This window comes from Brevibacillus nigriterrae, assembly GCF_049846925.1.
Taxonomy (GTDB): domain Bacteria; phylum Bacillota; class Bacilli; order Brevibacillales; family Brevibacillaceae; genus Brevibacillus_H.
The window spans coordinates 59,550-74,407 of the sequence record NZ_JBNCMT010000003.1; the positions used below are offsets into that span (position 1 = coordinate 59,550).

The 14,858-nt window shown below is 45.8% G+C and carries 12 protein-coding genes; 11 read left to right on the forward strand and 1 reads right to left on the reverse strand.

Features of this window, described 5'->3' with window-relative positions:
• The first annotated feature begins 79 nt into the window (after positions 1-79).
• The 9 genes from ACPW7N_RS03150 (at position 80) to ACPW7N_RS03190 (ending at position 12,882) form a co-directional block, all read left to right on the forward strand.
• Positions 80-1,081, forward strand: coding sequence for a thiamine pyrophosphate-dependent dehydrogenase E1 component subunit alpha (locus ACPW7N_RS03150; RefSeq protein WP_425649558.1), 1,002 nt, complete (start codon positions 80-82; stop codon positions 1,079-1,081).
• A 15-nt stretch (positions 1,082-1,096) separates the two neighbouring features.
• Positions 1,097-2,080 (forward strand): alpha-ketoacid dehydrogenase subunit beta, encoded by a 984-nt coding sequence (locus tag ACPW7N_RS03155; RefSeq protein ID WP_425649559.1) that lies wholly within the window; start codon positions 1,097-1,099, stop codon positions 2,078-2,080.
• Between the two features lie 18 nt (positions 2,081-2,098).
• Positions 2,099-3,463 carry a dihydrolipoamide acetyltransferase family protein gene (locus tag ACPW7N_RS03160; protein ID WP_425649560.1) on the forward strand — a complete coding sequence of 455 codons (1,365 nt, stop codon included), beginning with the start codon at positions 2,099-2,101 and terminating at the stop codon, positions 3,461-3,463.
• 255 nt (positions 3,464-3,718) lie between these two features.
• Positions 3,719-5,866 carry a stalk domain-containing protein gene (locus ACPW7N_RS03165; RefSeq protein WP_425649561.1) on the forward strand — a complete coding sequence of 716 codons (2,148 nt, stop codon included), beginning with the start codon at positions 3,719-3,721 and terminating at the stop codon, positions 5,864-5,866.
• Between the two features lie 342 nt (positions 5,867-6,208).
• A complete protein-coding gene (locus ACPW7N_RS03170) occupies positions 6,209-7,861 on the forward strand; it encodes an acyl-CoA mutase large subunit family protein (protein ID WP_425649562.1) in 1,653 nt (550 codons plus the stop codon).
• Positions 7,862-7,885: 24 nt separating this feature from the next.
• The gene (mce, locus tag ACPW7N_RS03175) at positions 7,886-8,719 is read left to right on the forward strand and encodes a methylmalonyl-CoA epimerase (RefSeq protein WP_425649563.1); all 834 of its coding nucleotides are present in this window, start codon (positions 7,886-7,888) and stop codon (positions 8,717-8,719) included.
• 5 nt (positions 8,720-8,724) lie between these two features.
• The gene (locus ACPW7N_RS03180; protein ID WP_425649564.1) at positions 8,725-10,281 is read left to right on the forward strand and encodes an acyl-CoA carboxylase subunit beta; all 1,557 of its coding nucleotides are present in this window, start codon (positions 8,725-8,727) and stop codon (positions 10,279-10,281) included.
• Between the two features lie 111 nt (positions 10,282-10,392).
• Positions 10,393-11,508, forward strand: coding sequence for a M20/M25/M40 family metallo-hydrolase (locus ACPW7N_RS03185; protein WP_425649565.1), 1,116 nt, complete (start codon positions 10,393-10,395; stop codon positions 11,506-11,508).
• Positions 11,509-11,676: 168 nt separating this feature from the next.
• Positions 11,677-12,882, forward strand: a complete 1,206-nt coding sequence (locus ACPW7N_RS03190; protein WP_425649566.1) for a DUF3866 family protein — start codon at positions 11,677-11,679, stop codon at positions 12,880-12,882.
• On the opposite strand, the gene mciZ is transcribed toward ACPW7N_RS03190, so the two are convergent.
• A complete protein-coding gene (gene mciZ / locus ACPW7N_RS03195) occupies positions 12,800-12,997 on the reverse strand; it encodes a Z-ring formation inhibitor MciZ (protein WP_425649567.1) in 198 nt (65 codons plus the stop codon). The two genes, ACPW7N_RS03190 and mciZ, sit on opposite strands and share 83 nt — an antisense overlap.
• Positions 12,998-13,050: 53 nt before the next feature.
• On the opposite strand from mciZ, the gene ACPW7N_RS03200 reads away from it, so the two are divergent.
• Both ACPW7N_RS03200 and ACPW7N_RS03205 read left to right on the forward strand, forming a co-directional pair.
• On the forward strand, positions 13,051-13,596 hold the full coding sequence (locus ACPW7N_RS03200; RefSeq protein WP_425649568.1) for an NUDIX domain-containing protein: 546 nt from the start codon (positions 13,051-13,053) through the stop codon (positions 13,594-13,596).
• On the forward strand, positions 13,593-14,777 hold the full coding sequence (locus ACPW7N_RS03205; RefSeq protein WP_425649569.1) for an endonuclease Q family protein: 1,185 nt from the start codon (positions 13,593-13,595) through the stop codon (positions 14,775-14,777). Before ACPW7N_RS03200 ends, ACPW7N_RS03205 begins: the two co-directional genes overlap by 4 nt.
• Positions 14,778-14,858 lie beyond the last annotated feature (81 nt).

Consider the following 14,858-nt stretch of genomic DNA (forward strand, 5'->3'; position numbering starts at 1 on the left):
TGTGGGCATTGGGGTGTTTGATATAAAGCTGCAGGATTTTTGTCACACCTTACGATGATAAAAAAGGAGGCATACAGTTATGACCAACTCGACCCAAAACCGTCATCAAGCGGTCGGTCTTTCGGATGCTCAAGTACTGGATATGTATTACTACATGTTACTCGCTCGTAAAGTAGATGAGCGTCAATGGTTACTCAACCGTGCAGGTAAAGTTCCATTCGTTATCTCTTGCCAAGGTCAAGAAGCGGCACAAGTTGGTGCTGCATTCGCATTGGAATTAGGAAAAGACTACGCTTGCCCATACTATCGAGATTTAGGCGTAGTGCTCGTTTTGGGCCAATCGGCTCGTGATTGTATGCTTTCAGCTTTCGCCAAAGCTGAAGACCCAAACAGTGGCGGGCGTCAAATGCCTGGTCACTTCGGAGGCAAGAAGTGGAATATCCTGACTGGCTCCAGTCCGGTAACTACCCAGGTTCCTCATGCCGTTGGGATTGCCTTAGCTGGTAAAATGCAAGGCAAAAACCACGTAGTATACACCTCGTTCGGTGAGGGTTCCAGTAACCAAGGGGATTTCCACGAAGGAGCAAACTTTGCAGGTGTCCATAAGCTGCCAGTTATTTTCTTCTGCGAGAACAACAAATATGCGATCTCTGTACCGCTAGCCAAACAACTTGCTTGCGAAAGCGTAGCAGATCGTGCAATCGGTTATGGATTCCCAGGTGTAAGTATCGATGGAAATGATCCGATTGAAGTGTATCGGGTCGTGAAAGAAGCAGCAGACCGTGGACGTCGTGGTGAAGGCCCAACGCTCATCGAAGCTGTCACATACCGTCTGGTGCCACATTCCAGTGACGATGATGATCGGGTATACCGTACTCGTGAAGAAGTAGAAGAAGCAAAGAAAAAAGACCCAATCATTCGATTTGCTGCGTATCTGAAAGAAGTGGGCTTACTCGATGAGGCGAAAGAACAAGAATATCTGACTCGTGTGCAAAAAGAAGTAGATGAAGCGACAGAATATGCCGAAAATGCGCCGTATCCAGCGCCTGAATCTACTTTGACGCACGTCTACGAATCGTAAGGGGGTACAGACAAGATGGCAGTCATTTCATATATTGATGCGATTACCATGGCGATGCGTGAGGAAATGCGTCGTGATCCTAACGTATTCGTATTGGGCGAAGACGTCGGGGTACGTGGTGGCGTATTCCGTGCTACGAATGGATTAATCGAAGAGTTTGGAGAAGATCGTGTAATAGACGCTCCTTTGGCAGAGTCTGCCATTGCAGGGGTAGCGATAGGTGCCGCCGCGTATGGCATGCGCCCGATTGCTGAGATGCAATTTGCTGATTTTATCATGCCAGCAGTGAACCAAATCGTTAGTGAAGCAGCAAAAATGCGTTATCGTTCAGCAAGCGATTGGAATTGCCCGATTACGATTCGTGCACCATTTGGCGGAGGGGTTCACGGTGCGCTTTACCACTCTCAGTCGGTAGAAGCGATGTTTAACAGCACGCCTGGATTGAAAATCGTTGTTCCTTCCACGCCGTATGATGCGAAGGGATTGCTGAAAGCGGCCATTCGAGACAACGATCCTGTATTATTTTTCGAGCACAAACGTTGTTACCGCTTAATTAAAGGCGAAGTTCCAGAAACAGATTACGTCCTTCCGATCGGTAAGGCAGATGTGAAACGGGAAGGTACAGACATTACGGTTATCTCTTATGGACTGACTTTGCACTTTGCCTTGCAAGCAGCAGAGAAATTGGCACAGGAAGGCATCAGCGCCCACGTGCTCGACCTTCGCACGCTGTATCCGCTTGATAAAGAATCCATTATTGAAGCGGCTTCCAAAACAGGTAAAGTTCTCATCATTCATGAAGATAATAAAGAAGGTGGAATCGGCGGCGAAGTGGCTGCGATTATCGCTGAGAACTGCCTGTTCGACCTGGATGCTCCCATTCGCCGTCTGTGCGGACCAGATGTGCCGGCGATGCCGTACAGTCCGCCAATGGAGAAGTTCTTTATGTTAAATCCTGACAAAGTACTCGAAGCAATGCGTGAACTGGCGCACTTCTAATCGGTAAGGAGGACAAACATGGCAACTAAAGTACTCATGCCCCAGTTAGGGGAAAGTGTTACGGAAGGCACGATCTCCAAATGGATCGTAAAAGTGGGAGATACTGTGAACAAATACGACCCGCTTGCCGAAGTTACAACGGATAAAGTTAATGCTGAAGTTCCTTCTACCGTCTCAGGACGTGTAACGGAGATTGTCGTCCCAGAAGGAGAAACAGTCGCGGTCGGTACCTTGATTTTATTTATTGAAGAGGCGGGAAGTGCAGCCGCAGAAGCTCCTGCTGTTAGTGTACCTGTTCAGGAGTCTGTGCAAACAGCTCCACCAACTGCTTTCACTCCGAACACGGCTTCAACTGTGTCTGTGCCAGTACAAAATCAGGTAAATGCAGAAGCGGGTAAACAGCGCTACTCACCAGCAGTCATGCGACTCGCTCAAGAAAATAATATCGATCTCTCTCGCATCCAGGGTACAGGAGCTGAGGGACGTGTAACACGTAAAGATGTGCAGACATTTATTGAGCGTGGAGGACACTTAACACCTGCTGCGACGCCAGTAGCGCCTGCTGTATCTACTGCTGCTGAGACAGCGCCAATCACGCCATCTCCTGTAGTATCAACACCTGCTGCTACACAAGAGCAGGTAGCTGCACCTGCAAAAGAAGTAGCCTATGACATTCCAGTAGCTGCAGGCGATCAGGTGATTCCAGTAACACCTATTCGTAAAACAATTGCATCCCGCATGGTACAAAGCAAACACGATGCACCACATGCTTGGACAATGGTTGAAGTGGATGTTACGAATTTGGTCAAATTCCGCAACAAGGTGAAGGATGAGTTCAAGCAAAAAGAGGGAATCAATTTGACGTTCCTGCCGTTCTTTATCAAAGCGGTGGTTGAATCGATCAAGGAATTCCCGATGCTTAACTCAACTTGGGCTGGCGATAAAATTATTGTCAAGAAAGACATCAACATTTCCATCGCTGTTGCTACCGAAGATGCGCTTTATGTACCGGTTATCAAGGATGCTGATCAGAAGTCTATCTATGGCATCGCCAAATCGATTGAGGACCTGGCTAACCGTACAAGAGCAGGCAAATTGACAATGGCAGACATGACAGGCGGGACATTTACTGTGAATAATACAGGATCATTTGGTTCTGTCCTGTCTACTCCGATAATCAATGCACCGCAAGCGGCGATTCTCAGCGTAGAATCCATCGTAAAACGTCCAGTTGTCGTGGATGATATGATTGCCATCCGCTCCATGGTTAACCTGTGTTTATCACTTGACCATCGCGTCCTGGATGGATTGATTTGTGGTCGATTCCTGCAAAGTGTGAAGCAAAAACTGGAGAACATCAGCGCAGATACCAAGCTGTATTAGTGTATAGCAGGGCTAAAAACCAGGGCACATCCCTGGTTTTACTTTTTTTCATTTTTTTTTTGAAAAAGCATGTAACTTTTTAGATGTTCATTTCGTCTTTAAAACAGTGAGAGTCCGTTGGGACAAATCGCCAAAATGTGATAAAGATAGATAAAATTCTGTCGGATCATTCCCTATTATAGTGATTTATGGTAAACTTGTTTACGTCTATCAAATCTAGAATCAAACCATTTTGGTAGATTATAGGAGGATAATATGAAAAAGATCAAAAAAGGACTCCAGGTTGTCGTTGCGACTACTATGGTTGCAAGTCCGTTCGTAATGCCACCTAAAGCGCAAGCGTTTAGTGATTTTATTGTAGAAGCAGATAGTGAAGAAGCTGGAGAAGAAACTGGATATACGGTCGAAATGACACTTGATGAAGACTTGGATGAAGGCGAAAAAATCATCATTGAGTTCGATAGTGAGTACGAACTTGATTCTACTACGATCAAGAAAAATATCGAGATCAATGGCGATACCGTTACTTCATCAAAAGTTTCAGTAAGTGGAAGCAAAATCTCCATCACAACGGAAGAAGATTTCAGCGAAGATGATGATATTGACATTGTGATCGATGACGGGATTACCAACCCGGAAGATGAAGGGGATTACACTGTCTATGTTGAGACAACTACCGATGAATCTGATGATTATGAAATTACCATCGAAGATGAAGACGACGATGACGATGACGATGATAACGACGATGAGTTCTCTGTCGATCTCGGCGATGACGAAGAAGGACAGGAATCAAGCTACAGCTTAGGCCCAATATCTCTTGATTCCGATTTGGCTGATGGAGAAGATATTACGGTTACCTTCCCGGATTCAGACATGCTTCCTAGCAGCATAAGCACAGGCGATGTAGAAGTGAATGGCGTCGAGCCAGACGATATCGAGATTGATGGCGATGAAGTAATTATCACATTGCCAGATGATTTCGAAGATGATATGGATGATGACGATTACGAGTGGGATGAATTGGAGATTGAATTCTCTGAAGACGCAGGAATTGAGAACCCGGACGAAGATGATGATTATACCATCGAAGTAGAATATGATGGAGATACTTACACTTCCGAAGAATTCGAAATTACTGGAAGCGGTTCTTCTAGTTCTTCAGGCAGTAGTTCAACTGGTTCTAGCTTTGATGTCTCTCTCTCCAACTCTACAGGTGGCGAAAGAAGTTCGTATTCGTTTGAACTCGACTTCGGCAAAAACAAGCTGACGTACAATACAGATATTGTACTTGAGTTCCCTTCAGAAGGAATGCTGGAAGGATACCTTGACAAAGGCTCTGTTACGATTAACGGAAAGCCAATGAAAAACGGTGCGTACCCAACTGGACGTACACTCACGATTACAACGCCTAGCGATTTCACATCAAGCTACACAGCAAAAATTTCTTTCAGCTACAATGCTTATATGAAGAACCCTGCTGCGGGCACGTATACAATTAAGGCAAAAGCGGCTGGAAAATCATTTACATCCAAAAGCTTCACTATTTCCGGAGGCAGTGTAACAACGCCGACTACACCAACAACACCAACCACACCTACGACGCCTACAACTCCAACGACACCAGCAAATAACTCGTTGGCAACGATTGCGTTGACAAAATCTACGTTGAACACACCGACAGGAATTTCCGTAGGTATCAAATCGTTGGGAATGCCGTTGGTGAAAAATCGTGACTTCTTGGAGTTGGCATTGCCAGCAGGATTCCGAGTACCTGTAACAGTGAACGCTGCTGCAATTTCCGTAAACGGATCAATTCCTGGCTATGTAGTATCCCGTGGTCAAAACCTGGTAATTTATCCTTCCCAAGACATCGCTGCGAATACTCCAGTAAACGTAGTTGTTAGTGAAGCGGCAGCTATCGCAACACCTACTTGGGCAAGTAACTTTACCATCGGTGTATATACTTCCGAAGAAAAACCTGCACTATTTACTCGCACACTTGCGATTGGCGGCGCAGCAACTCCTGCGGTACCTGCAGGTGCAGCACGAGTGAAAATTAATGTTGCTTCCTTTACATTGAACGGTAAAGCATATCCATTGAAAGCTGCTCCATACACATTGAGTGGTAATACACTGGTACCTGCTCAGTTCTTTAAAGAGGCATTGTCGCTTTCTACTATTTACAACGATAAAGTGGCTACTATTTCAAGTGGCACTACTTCCATTAAGTTCACAGTTGGTTCCAACATTGCCAAAGTGAACAACGTGAACGTGAAGCTTCCAGTAGCTGTTCAAGTGAAAAATGGTGTTCCAATGATTCCGATTCGCACAGTAACCGATACATTGAAGTACAAAATCGGTTGGGAAGCAGCAACATCCAGCATCGTAGTTTACAAGTAAGAATAAGAACGACAAAACCCCTCTCGATGGAGAGGGGTTTCCTTTTCGCTTCCCAAATGATAATGATAGAGGGGATCATTTATTTCATAATATAAAAGGACGGAATGATTAAAGAAAGTGCTACCAGCACAAGAATCACTTTTGCAATTACGGAACGATGTTTCATCACTAATCACCTTCCTTCCTATTTTTCGCATAATATTGAAAACAATGCGATTTTATTGCTGTGTTACATTGAAAAACAACTAAGCTATGCTAGAATTATATCGAGAAAACGAATTGATTGAGGTTTACATAGCTAAGAAAAATGTTTGCACCAATCTTGGGAATGGAGGGACTTACGTGTCCAACAATGATTTTACCCAACTCTATCGGGAGTGGCAACAGCAAGTCACCAAACGGCTGGAGAAAAACCCGGAGAGAAAGGCACAATTCGCTACATCGTCAAATATTGAAGTAGATAGAGTCTATGTTCCGGATGAGATTGATGACGCTTACATGGAGAAACTTGGATTTCCTGGAGAATATCCGTATACCCGTGGTGTTCAACCAACGATGTATCGTGGGCGCTACTGGACGATGAGACAATACGCTGGCTTCGGATCGGCAGAAGAGACCAATAAACGATTCCGCTATCTTCTCGAACAGGGACAAACGGGGCTTAGTGTTGCTTTTGACTTGCCGACGCAGATCGGGTACGATTCCGACGACATTATGGCTACGGGTGAAGTAGGTAAGGTAGGGGTGGCCATTGACTCACTGGAAGATATGGAAATCCTGTTGAATAGTATCCCATTGGATAAAGTAAGTACATCGATGACGATTAATGCACCTGCTTCCGTGTTGCTTGCGATGTATATTGCAGTTGGAGAGAAACAAGGGGCTTCTTCTGCGCAATTGTCAGGAACCATTCAAAATGACATTCTGAAAGAATACATTGCACGTGGCACCTATATTTTCCCACCGAAGCCTTCCATGCGCCTGATTACGGATATCTTTGCTTACTGTTCTGAACACGTGCCGAAGTGGAATACCATTTCGATCAGCGGATACCACATTCGTGAAGCAGGCTCGACTGCGGTACAAGAAGTTGCATTTACACTGGCAGACGGGATCGCCTATGTAGATGCTGCGATTCAGGCAGGATTGGATATTGATAAATTCGCTCCACAATTATCTTTCTTCTTTAACGGACACAACAATTTCTTCGAAGAGATTGCCAAATTCCGTGCAGCACGGAGAATCTGGTCCCGTTTAATGAAAGAAAAGTATGGAGCTAAAAATCCGAAGTCATGGCAGTTCCGTGTTCATACCCAGACGGGTGGATCTACCTTAACGGCCCAGCAACCGGACAATAATATTGTGCGTGTCACTCTGCAAGCACTTGCTGCTGTTCTGGGAGGAACCCAAAGCTTGCACACGAATTCCCGAGATGAAGCCCTTGCTTTGCCGACAGAAGAGTCCGCACGTATTGCTTTGCGTACACAGCAAATTATCGCATTTGAAAGTGGAGTAGCCGATACGGTTGACCCATTAGCAGGTTCTTACTTTATCGAAAATTTGACTGATCAGATCGAACTCAAGTCACTCGAATACATGGAGAAGATCGAGCGCATGGGCGGTGCCGTTGCTGCTGTTGAAGCGGGCTACATGCAGCGTGAAATTCATAAGCAAGCGTATGATACACAGCGTAAAATAGAATCAGGGGAAGAAAAGGTCGTAGGTATGAACTGCTTCACATTGGAACATGAACCACAACCGGAGCTGCTTCGTGTCGATCCATCCCTTGGCAAAAAACAAAAAGAGAAGTTAGACAGCCTGAGAGCAAGACGAGATAATGCGCAAGTTGAACAAACGCTCAATCGCCTGCGTGCAGCAGCAGAAGGAACTGAGAATCTGATGCCGTTTATTCTCGATTGTGTCAGATGCTATGCAACCATCGGAGAAATTTGTGGCGTATTGCGTGAAGTTTTTGGTGAATATAGAGCCGTATAAGCGGTGTGAGGGGGAAGGTACATCATGGAAAGAAAAATTCGAGTGCTCGTAGCAAAACCAGGTCTTGATGGTCACGACCGTGGCGCATTAGTTGTTGCACAGGCCCTTCGAGACGAAGGTATGGAGGTAGTATATACAGGACTCAGACAAACCCCTGAGCAAATCGTGAATGCTGCGATCCAGGAGGACGTAGACTGTATCGGCTTGTCATGTCTGTCAGGAGCACACAACGAGCTGTTTCCGGAAGTCGTTCGTTTGCTTCGTGAACGAAACGCAGATGATATCCTCATTGTTGGCGGCGGTGTAATTCCTGACGAAGACATCCCCTTCCTCAAGTCACAAGGTATCGCGGAAGTATTCACACCTGGTACACCAACAAAAGTAACGGCTGACTTCATCCGGGGCAAGATTACGGGCAAGCAGATGACCTTCCAAAAACCGCCGAAAAAGATTGCCCATATCGGGATCGCCGTAAAAAGTCTGGATGCTGCTCTTCCATTCTATAACGAACAGTTGGGACTAACTTTACAGGGGAAAGAGTACGTGGAAAGCGAGAAAGTACAAGTAGCATTCCTTGGCATTGGTGAAACTAGACTCGAGTTATTAGAGCCAACGTCACCAGATAGTCCGATTGCGATTTTCATTGAAAAGCGTGGAGAAGGAATTCACCATATCGCTCTTGATGTAGATGATATTGATCACCGCCTTACCCAGTTAAAAGAAAATGGAGTCTCCCTCATTCATGAAACCCCGAAAAAGGGTGCGCACGGAGCACAAATTGCCTTTTTGCATCCAAAGGCCGCAGGTGGAGTCTTGTATGAGTTGTGCCAGTACCCACAAGAGGATAAAGGGGAGTAATGCAAATGAGTGATCAGATGTATCAAAAGATAGACGAGCTATATGAACGGAAACGGAAAGTGGAGATGGGCGGTGGCGACGACCGCATTGAAGCACAGCATAATCGAGGCAAACTGACTGCTCGTGAGCGGATTGACATCTTGCTTGATCGAGACAGCTTTGTCGAAATGAACCCGTTCGTGAAGCACCGTGCCACCAACTTTGGTATGGACAAGATGGAAGCACCTGGTGAAGGTGTCGTAACTGGTTACGGCAAAATCAACGGGAGACTGGTCTATGTATTCGCTCAGGACTTCACCGTATTTGGCGGGGCGCTCGGTGAAATGCACGCACGAAAAATTGCCACAATCATGGATCTTGCTGCCAAAAACGGCGTCCCTGTGATTGGTTTAAACGATTCTGGAGGGGCACGTATTCAGGAAGGTGTCGTTTCGCTTGATGGATACGGACATATTTTTTATAGAAACTCGATTTATTCAGGCGTAATCCCGCAAATATCTGTAATCCTGGGCCCGTGTGCAGGTGGTGCCGTTTACTCTCCTGCCATTACGGACTATGTATTCATGGTTGAAAAAACATCTCAGATGTTTATTACAGGTCCGAAAGTTATCGAGACCGTTACAGGAGAGAAGATCTCCAGTGAGGATTTAGGCGGAGCCAGTGTACATTCATCAATCAGCGGTAATGCGCACTTTACTGCTGCAACAGAAGAGGAAGTGCTGGAAGAGGTTCGGCGTTTGTTAAGCTTTTTGCCTCAGAACAATCGTGAGGAAGCACCACGAGTAGAATTCACAGGTCAAGATGGAGACTGGTTGGAAGGCATTATCGATCTGGTCCCCGTAGCCGGAACCAAAGTGTACGATGTGAAAAAGGTTTTGGAGCTTATTGTTGACAATGGCGACTTTATGGAAGTGCAACCGAACTTTGCCCGCAATATCGTTGTAGGTTTTGGCCGAATCAATGGACAATCAGTAGGGCTGATCGCAAACCAACCAAAAGTGATGGCAGGTGGCTTGGACATCGATTCATCTGATAAGCTGGCCCGCTTTATTCGTACTTGCGATGCCTTTAATGTCCCGTTAATTACATTTGTTGACGTTACAGGCTTCTTCCCGGGTATCAATCAGGAGCACGGCGGTATTATTCGTCATGGTGCCAAGATTCTTTACGCCTACTCGGAAGCAACCGTTCCGAAAATCTCTGTGATTACTCGCAAGGCATATGGGGGAGCCTATGTTGCATTGAACTCCAAAGCAATCGGAGCCGATGTGGTCTACGCATGGCCGAATGCTGAAATTGCCGTTATGGGACCAGAGGGAGCGGCTAACGTTATTTTTGCCAAAGAAATAGAGCAAAGTGAAAATCCGCAAGCAACCCGTCAAGCCAAGATCGCAGAATACCGTGAGATGTTTGCCAATCCGTACGTTGCAGCAGAACACGGCATGGTAGATGACGTCATCGATCCGAGGGAAACACGCAGGCACTTGAAAGTATCGTTGGAGATGCTTCGCAATAAACAAGAAAATCGTCCGAAGAAAAAACACGGAAATATTCCGTTGTAAACTTTCTTGCTTGTAAAAAATATTTTGACTATCAATGGGCATTTTTTCTTTTTTGCGTTATACTGAAAATCAATTGATACATATTGAGATTCAGCCAAGGAGGGTATAAACGTGATTAATCAAGATCGTTTATTGCAGGAATTCTTAGAACTCGTCCAAATTGATAGTGAAACCAAACATGAAGCTGAGATTAACCAGGTGCTAAAAGATAAATTACTCTCACTTGGATTTACCGTGGAAGAAGACGATGCGAAAGCAAAAACCGGCTTTGGCGCTAACAACCTGATCGCTACTTTGGAAGGCACTGCCCAAGGGCCAACTATCCTGTTTAGCAGCCATATGGATACAGTGGTGCCTGGTAAGGGTGTAAAACCAGAGGTTCGTGACGGTTATGTTTATTCTGATGGCACTACAATCCTGGGTGCTGACGACAAAGCAGGTATTTCTGCGATTTTTGAAGCGATTCGCACTATCAAGGAAAATAATTTGCCACATCCAACGATTCAAGTGGTGTTCACAATCGGAGAAGAATCTGGTTTGGTTGGTTCCCGTGCGATGGACAGCAGCTTGCTGAAAGCGGAATTAGGCTTCATTCTTGATTCTACTGGTAAAGTTGGCGAAATCATCACTGCTGGTGCTGGACAATACCGCATCGTAACCAAAATTTATGGAAAAGCCGCGCATGCAGGGGTAAATCCAGAAGATGGCGTGAGCGCAATTACTGTTGCTAGCAAGGCTATTTCTCGCATGCCACTTGGCCGTATCGATGAAGATACAACTGCCAATATCGGACGTTTTGAAGGTGGCAAATCATACAATATCGTGGCTGACTTCGTTGAGGTATTATCCGAAGCTCGCAGCTTGGTTATGGATAAATTAGAGGATCAAGTGAAGAAGATGACTGCTGCTTTCGAATCAGCCGCTGCTGATATGGGTGCACGTTGTGAGAATGAAGTCATCTTTATGTACCATGGTTTCAAATTTGATGAATCCCAACCGGTTGTGCAAAAAGCGGTTGCTGCGATCAAACGTGTTAATCGTGAGCCAAAACTCGAGAAGAGTGGCGGTGGAAGCGACGGAAACATATTTAACGGCTTTGGAATCCCAACCGTTAACTTTGGTATCGGATATGAAGAAATCCACACAACGAACGAGCGTATGCCGATTGAAGAGTTGAACAAAGCGGCTGAACTCGTGGTTGCGATCGTTGCCGAATGCCTTGAATAGAAAATAACAAGCATTAGAGAATGAGAAGGCTCGGGAGTATATTCCACGAGCCTTTTTGTTTTTGGTCTCCACCTAAGCTGTCCAAACAATCACACGAGTCCGAGGCTTCTCATACAAGGAACCGCACTCGCATAGGATGGAAAAAGCGCAGGATAGGAGGCTGATGATATGTTGCAACTGACATCAGCAGTCGTCGATACAATCGTCGAAGAACGTTCCGGAATTCAATTTGTTTCCGTCATACTTGATGGCAAAACAAATGCAGAAATCGCCTATTATCTAACTGCACAACAAGGACGTTGTCAGGTGGGAGATCACGTATTGGTCAATACAACTGCTGTCGATTTAGGATTAGGGACAGGCGGCTATCATATCATCGTCACTCGCCTTGATGAGAATGAGAAGGTAGACATGCACCCAACCAGATGGGGGCATATTATGAAAATGCGCTACACACCATTACAGCTAGCCGTGGATGCGATTGAAGAGCAAAATAGTCCTTTTCATCATTTATTTACGGAGGAAAATGGCCATTTAAAAGGGACAATCGTTCTGATCGGGGAACTGCATGCATATCTTCCCGTCGTTGCACTCGTACTAAAAAAGTTGAATCCAGATCTGAGGCTTGTCTATGTAATGCCTGACAGTGCATCCTTGCCAATAGCCATCAGCCAGCATGTCAATCATCTAAGGGAAATGGAGATTCTTTCGTCTTGCATTACGGTTGGCCATGCGTGGGGCGGAGAGATCGAAGCGGTTAATTTGTACACAGGTTTACTTGCAGCCAGACATGTGGCAAAAGCCGATGTGATTTTATGTATGTTTGGTCCCGGTGTTGTCGGTACAGGTACAACGTTTGGCTTCTCAGGAGCAGAGTTGGCAGATGTCATCCATGCTGTTTCCGCATTGGGTGGAATCCCGGTCGTGATCCCCAGAATTTCATTTTCTGACCAGCGCAAGAACCATTTCGGAATTAGTCATCATACAAGAACTCTATTACAACGACTCGTATTTCGTCAGGTTTTCGTACCACTTCCTGTTTTCGGTGATTGGCGTGATCAGGTGATTCAAGTGCAAGCAACAGAGTGTCGTCGAACAATACAGCATGGTATTCTGAGTTCCTCTGTACCCCCGATCACAGAACTTGCGAAACTGCAAAAAAAATACCCCATACCCATTACAACCATGGGCAGGGACATATATCAGGACAGCAGTCCTTTTCAGACCGGTTATATCGCTGCAAAGACAGCCCGCAAATTACATGCAATACTAGAGAATAATAGGCAAGAAATTATCTCCGCTTCATCGACTGGTCAAGACGTGTTAGCAACTCTTGCAAGGTTATGGGATGCTCGGACAAACGACGAAGTGTAGCTCTGATTTCCCAGGCTTTACCGACTAAGCGAAGATGATTTGTATCAACATATGTTTTCATAACGTCATGACCTCCTGTACAATAGCATGGACAAGTCTTATCTGTTTGAAACATATGGGAAATCGTGTAGGAATAGAACCAAATGTTCTATAAATCAGGAGGAAGTTATGACAGATGCATTATATGAAAAAACAATTAGCAGTGAACAGATTTACGATGGCAAGATCATCAAATTGAAAGTAGATACGGTACAATTACCCAATGGTCACACAGCGAAACGTGAAATTGTCACCCACCAAGGGGCAGTTGCTGTGCTTCCGTTAACGAGTGATGGAAAAATGATCGCCGTACGTCAATTTCGCAAGCCACTCGAAAAAACCATCGTGGAAATTCCGGCAGGCAAACTGGAAATTGGGGAAGAACCAATTGTTTGCGCCGTGCGGGAACTCGAAGAAGAGACGGGGTTTAAGGCACGTCAGTTGGAGCACCATAGCTCTTTTTACACTTCACCGGGATTCGCTAATGAGCTGTTGCACCTGTACATCGCAACTGATTTGTACGAAGGTGTCTATCACCCGGATGAAGATGAATTTGTAGAGACCGTCCACCTTACATTGGAAGAAGCAAAAGCGTTGCTCGCTCAAGGAGAAATTTGCGATGCCAAAACCGTGCTCGCCATCGTCGCTTGGGAGAATCGGGTGCTCAGCAAATGACTGCCACACTACCGTCCTACTTCAGTGACCTGCACATCCATATCGGTTCCACCCGTTCAGGAAAGCCGGTGAAAATAACTGCATCTCGATCAATGACACTGACCAGTGTACTAGAAGAGGCATCAGAACGAAAAGGCATGGATATGATCGGAATCATCGATGCCCATGTGCCAGAAGTGCTGGATGAACTGGAGGCTCTTCTGGAACAAGGGAGTGCACATGAGGTCGCAGGTGGAGGAATCGAATATAAACAGACTTCTTTGATACTGGGAAGCGAAGTGGAAATTAAAGAAGACGGGAGAGGGGAGGCACACTTTCTCTGTTATATTCCGACGGTACATAACATGAGGGAACTGTCTTTGTGGCTGCAGGCTCGATGCAAAAACATCACCCTCAGCTCACAGCGTATCGCAACAACTGTCCGAGAATTGCAGCAAGTCGTCGATTCACTGGGAGGCACCGTTATTCCAGCCCATATCTTCACCCCGCATAAAGGCATGTATGGCAATTGTACAGATCGTATGGATGAAATTCTTGATCCGTCACGGATTCTGGCCGTAGAGCTCGGTTTAAGTGCCAATACCCGGATGGCAGACCGTTTAATGGAGCTGCATGACAAGACCTTCCTAACCAACTCTGATGCACATTCTCTTGCCAAAATCGGGAGGGAATATCAACAAATCGTCATGGAGAAGCCTTGTTTTCAGGAATGGGTCATGGCCTTGAAGAGAGAAGACGGGCGAGGAGTACTTGTAAACTACGGTCTGATGCCGCAATTGGGGAAATACCACCAGACGACTTGTCAGTCCTGCGGGCAACCTCTTGCACAGACAGCAGACGGCAGGTGCCCTCATTGCGGGTACAAAGCTGTCATTCGAGGGGTGGATGAAAGGGTGAACGAATTGGCGAATCTTGCAGCAGGAGTGCATCCGAATCATCGCCCGCCATATGTTGAGCAAGTGCCTTTGGAATTTATCCCAGGTATTGGGCCCAAAATACGCAACAAGTTGTATCAGGCATTTGGTACAGAAATGAATATTCTCCATCGGACAAGCTGTACCGAGCTCGAAAAGGTTGTAGGTGAAAAACTGGCAAGGACACTGACAAGTGCCAGTCAAGGACAACTGAAAGTCACTTCAGGCGGTGCTGGGGTGTATGGTCGCATTGCAATTGACAAGTAAACGTCAAATCTTATAAAAACGGAATAGCTCGTCTTTCCCTTGCATAGGCATAAGTATTACGCTGTCGGGAGGCGAGCATAA

Coding starts and splice junctions, on each gene's coding strand:
- ACPW7N_RS03180 (WP_425649564.1), top strand. CDS start 8,725: ATGAGTGATCAGATGTATCAAAAGATAGACGAGCTATATGAACGGAAA.
- ACPW7N_RS03190 (WP_425649566.1), top strand. CDS start 11,677: ATGTTGCAACTGACATCAGCAGTCGTCGATACAATCGTCGAAGAACGT.
- ACPW7N_RS03205 (WP_425649569.1), top strand. CDS start 13,593: ATGACTGCCACACTACCGTCCTACTTCAGTGACCTGCACATCCATATC.
- ACPW7N_RS03155 (WP_425649559.1), top strand. CDS start 1,097: ATGGCAGTCATTTCATATATTGATGCGATTACCATGGCGATGCGTGAG.
- mce (WP_425649563.1), top strand. CDS start 7,886: ATGGAAAGAAAAATTCGAGTGCTCGTAGCAAAACCAGGTCTTGATGGT.
- mciZ (WP_425649567.1), bottom strand. CDS start 12,997: ATGTTTCAAACAGATAAGACTTGTCCATGCTATTGTACAGGAGGTCAT.
- ACPW7N_RS03165 (WP_425649561.1), top strand. CDS start 3,719: ATGAAAAAGATCAAAAAAGGACTCCAGGTTGTCGTTGCGACTACTATG.
- ACPW7N_RS03150 (WP_425649558.1), top strand. CDS start 80: ATGACCAACTCGACCCAAAACCGTCATCAAGCGGTCGGTCTTTCGGAT.
- ACPW7N_RS03160 (WP_425649560.1), top strand. CDS start 2,099: ATGGCAACTAAAGTACTCATGCCCCAGTTAGGGGAAAGTGTTACGGAA.
- ACPW7N_RS03200 (WP_425649568.1), top strand. CDS start 13,051: ATGACAGATGCATTATATGAAAAAACAATTAGCAGTGAACAGATTTAC.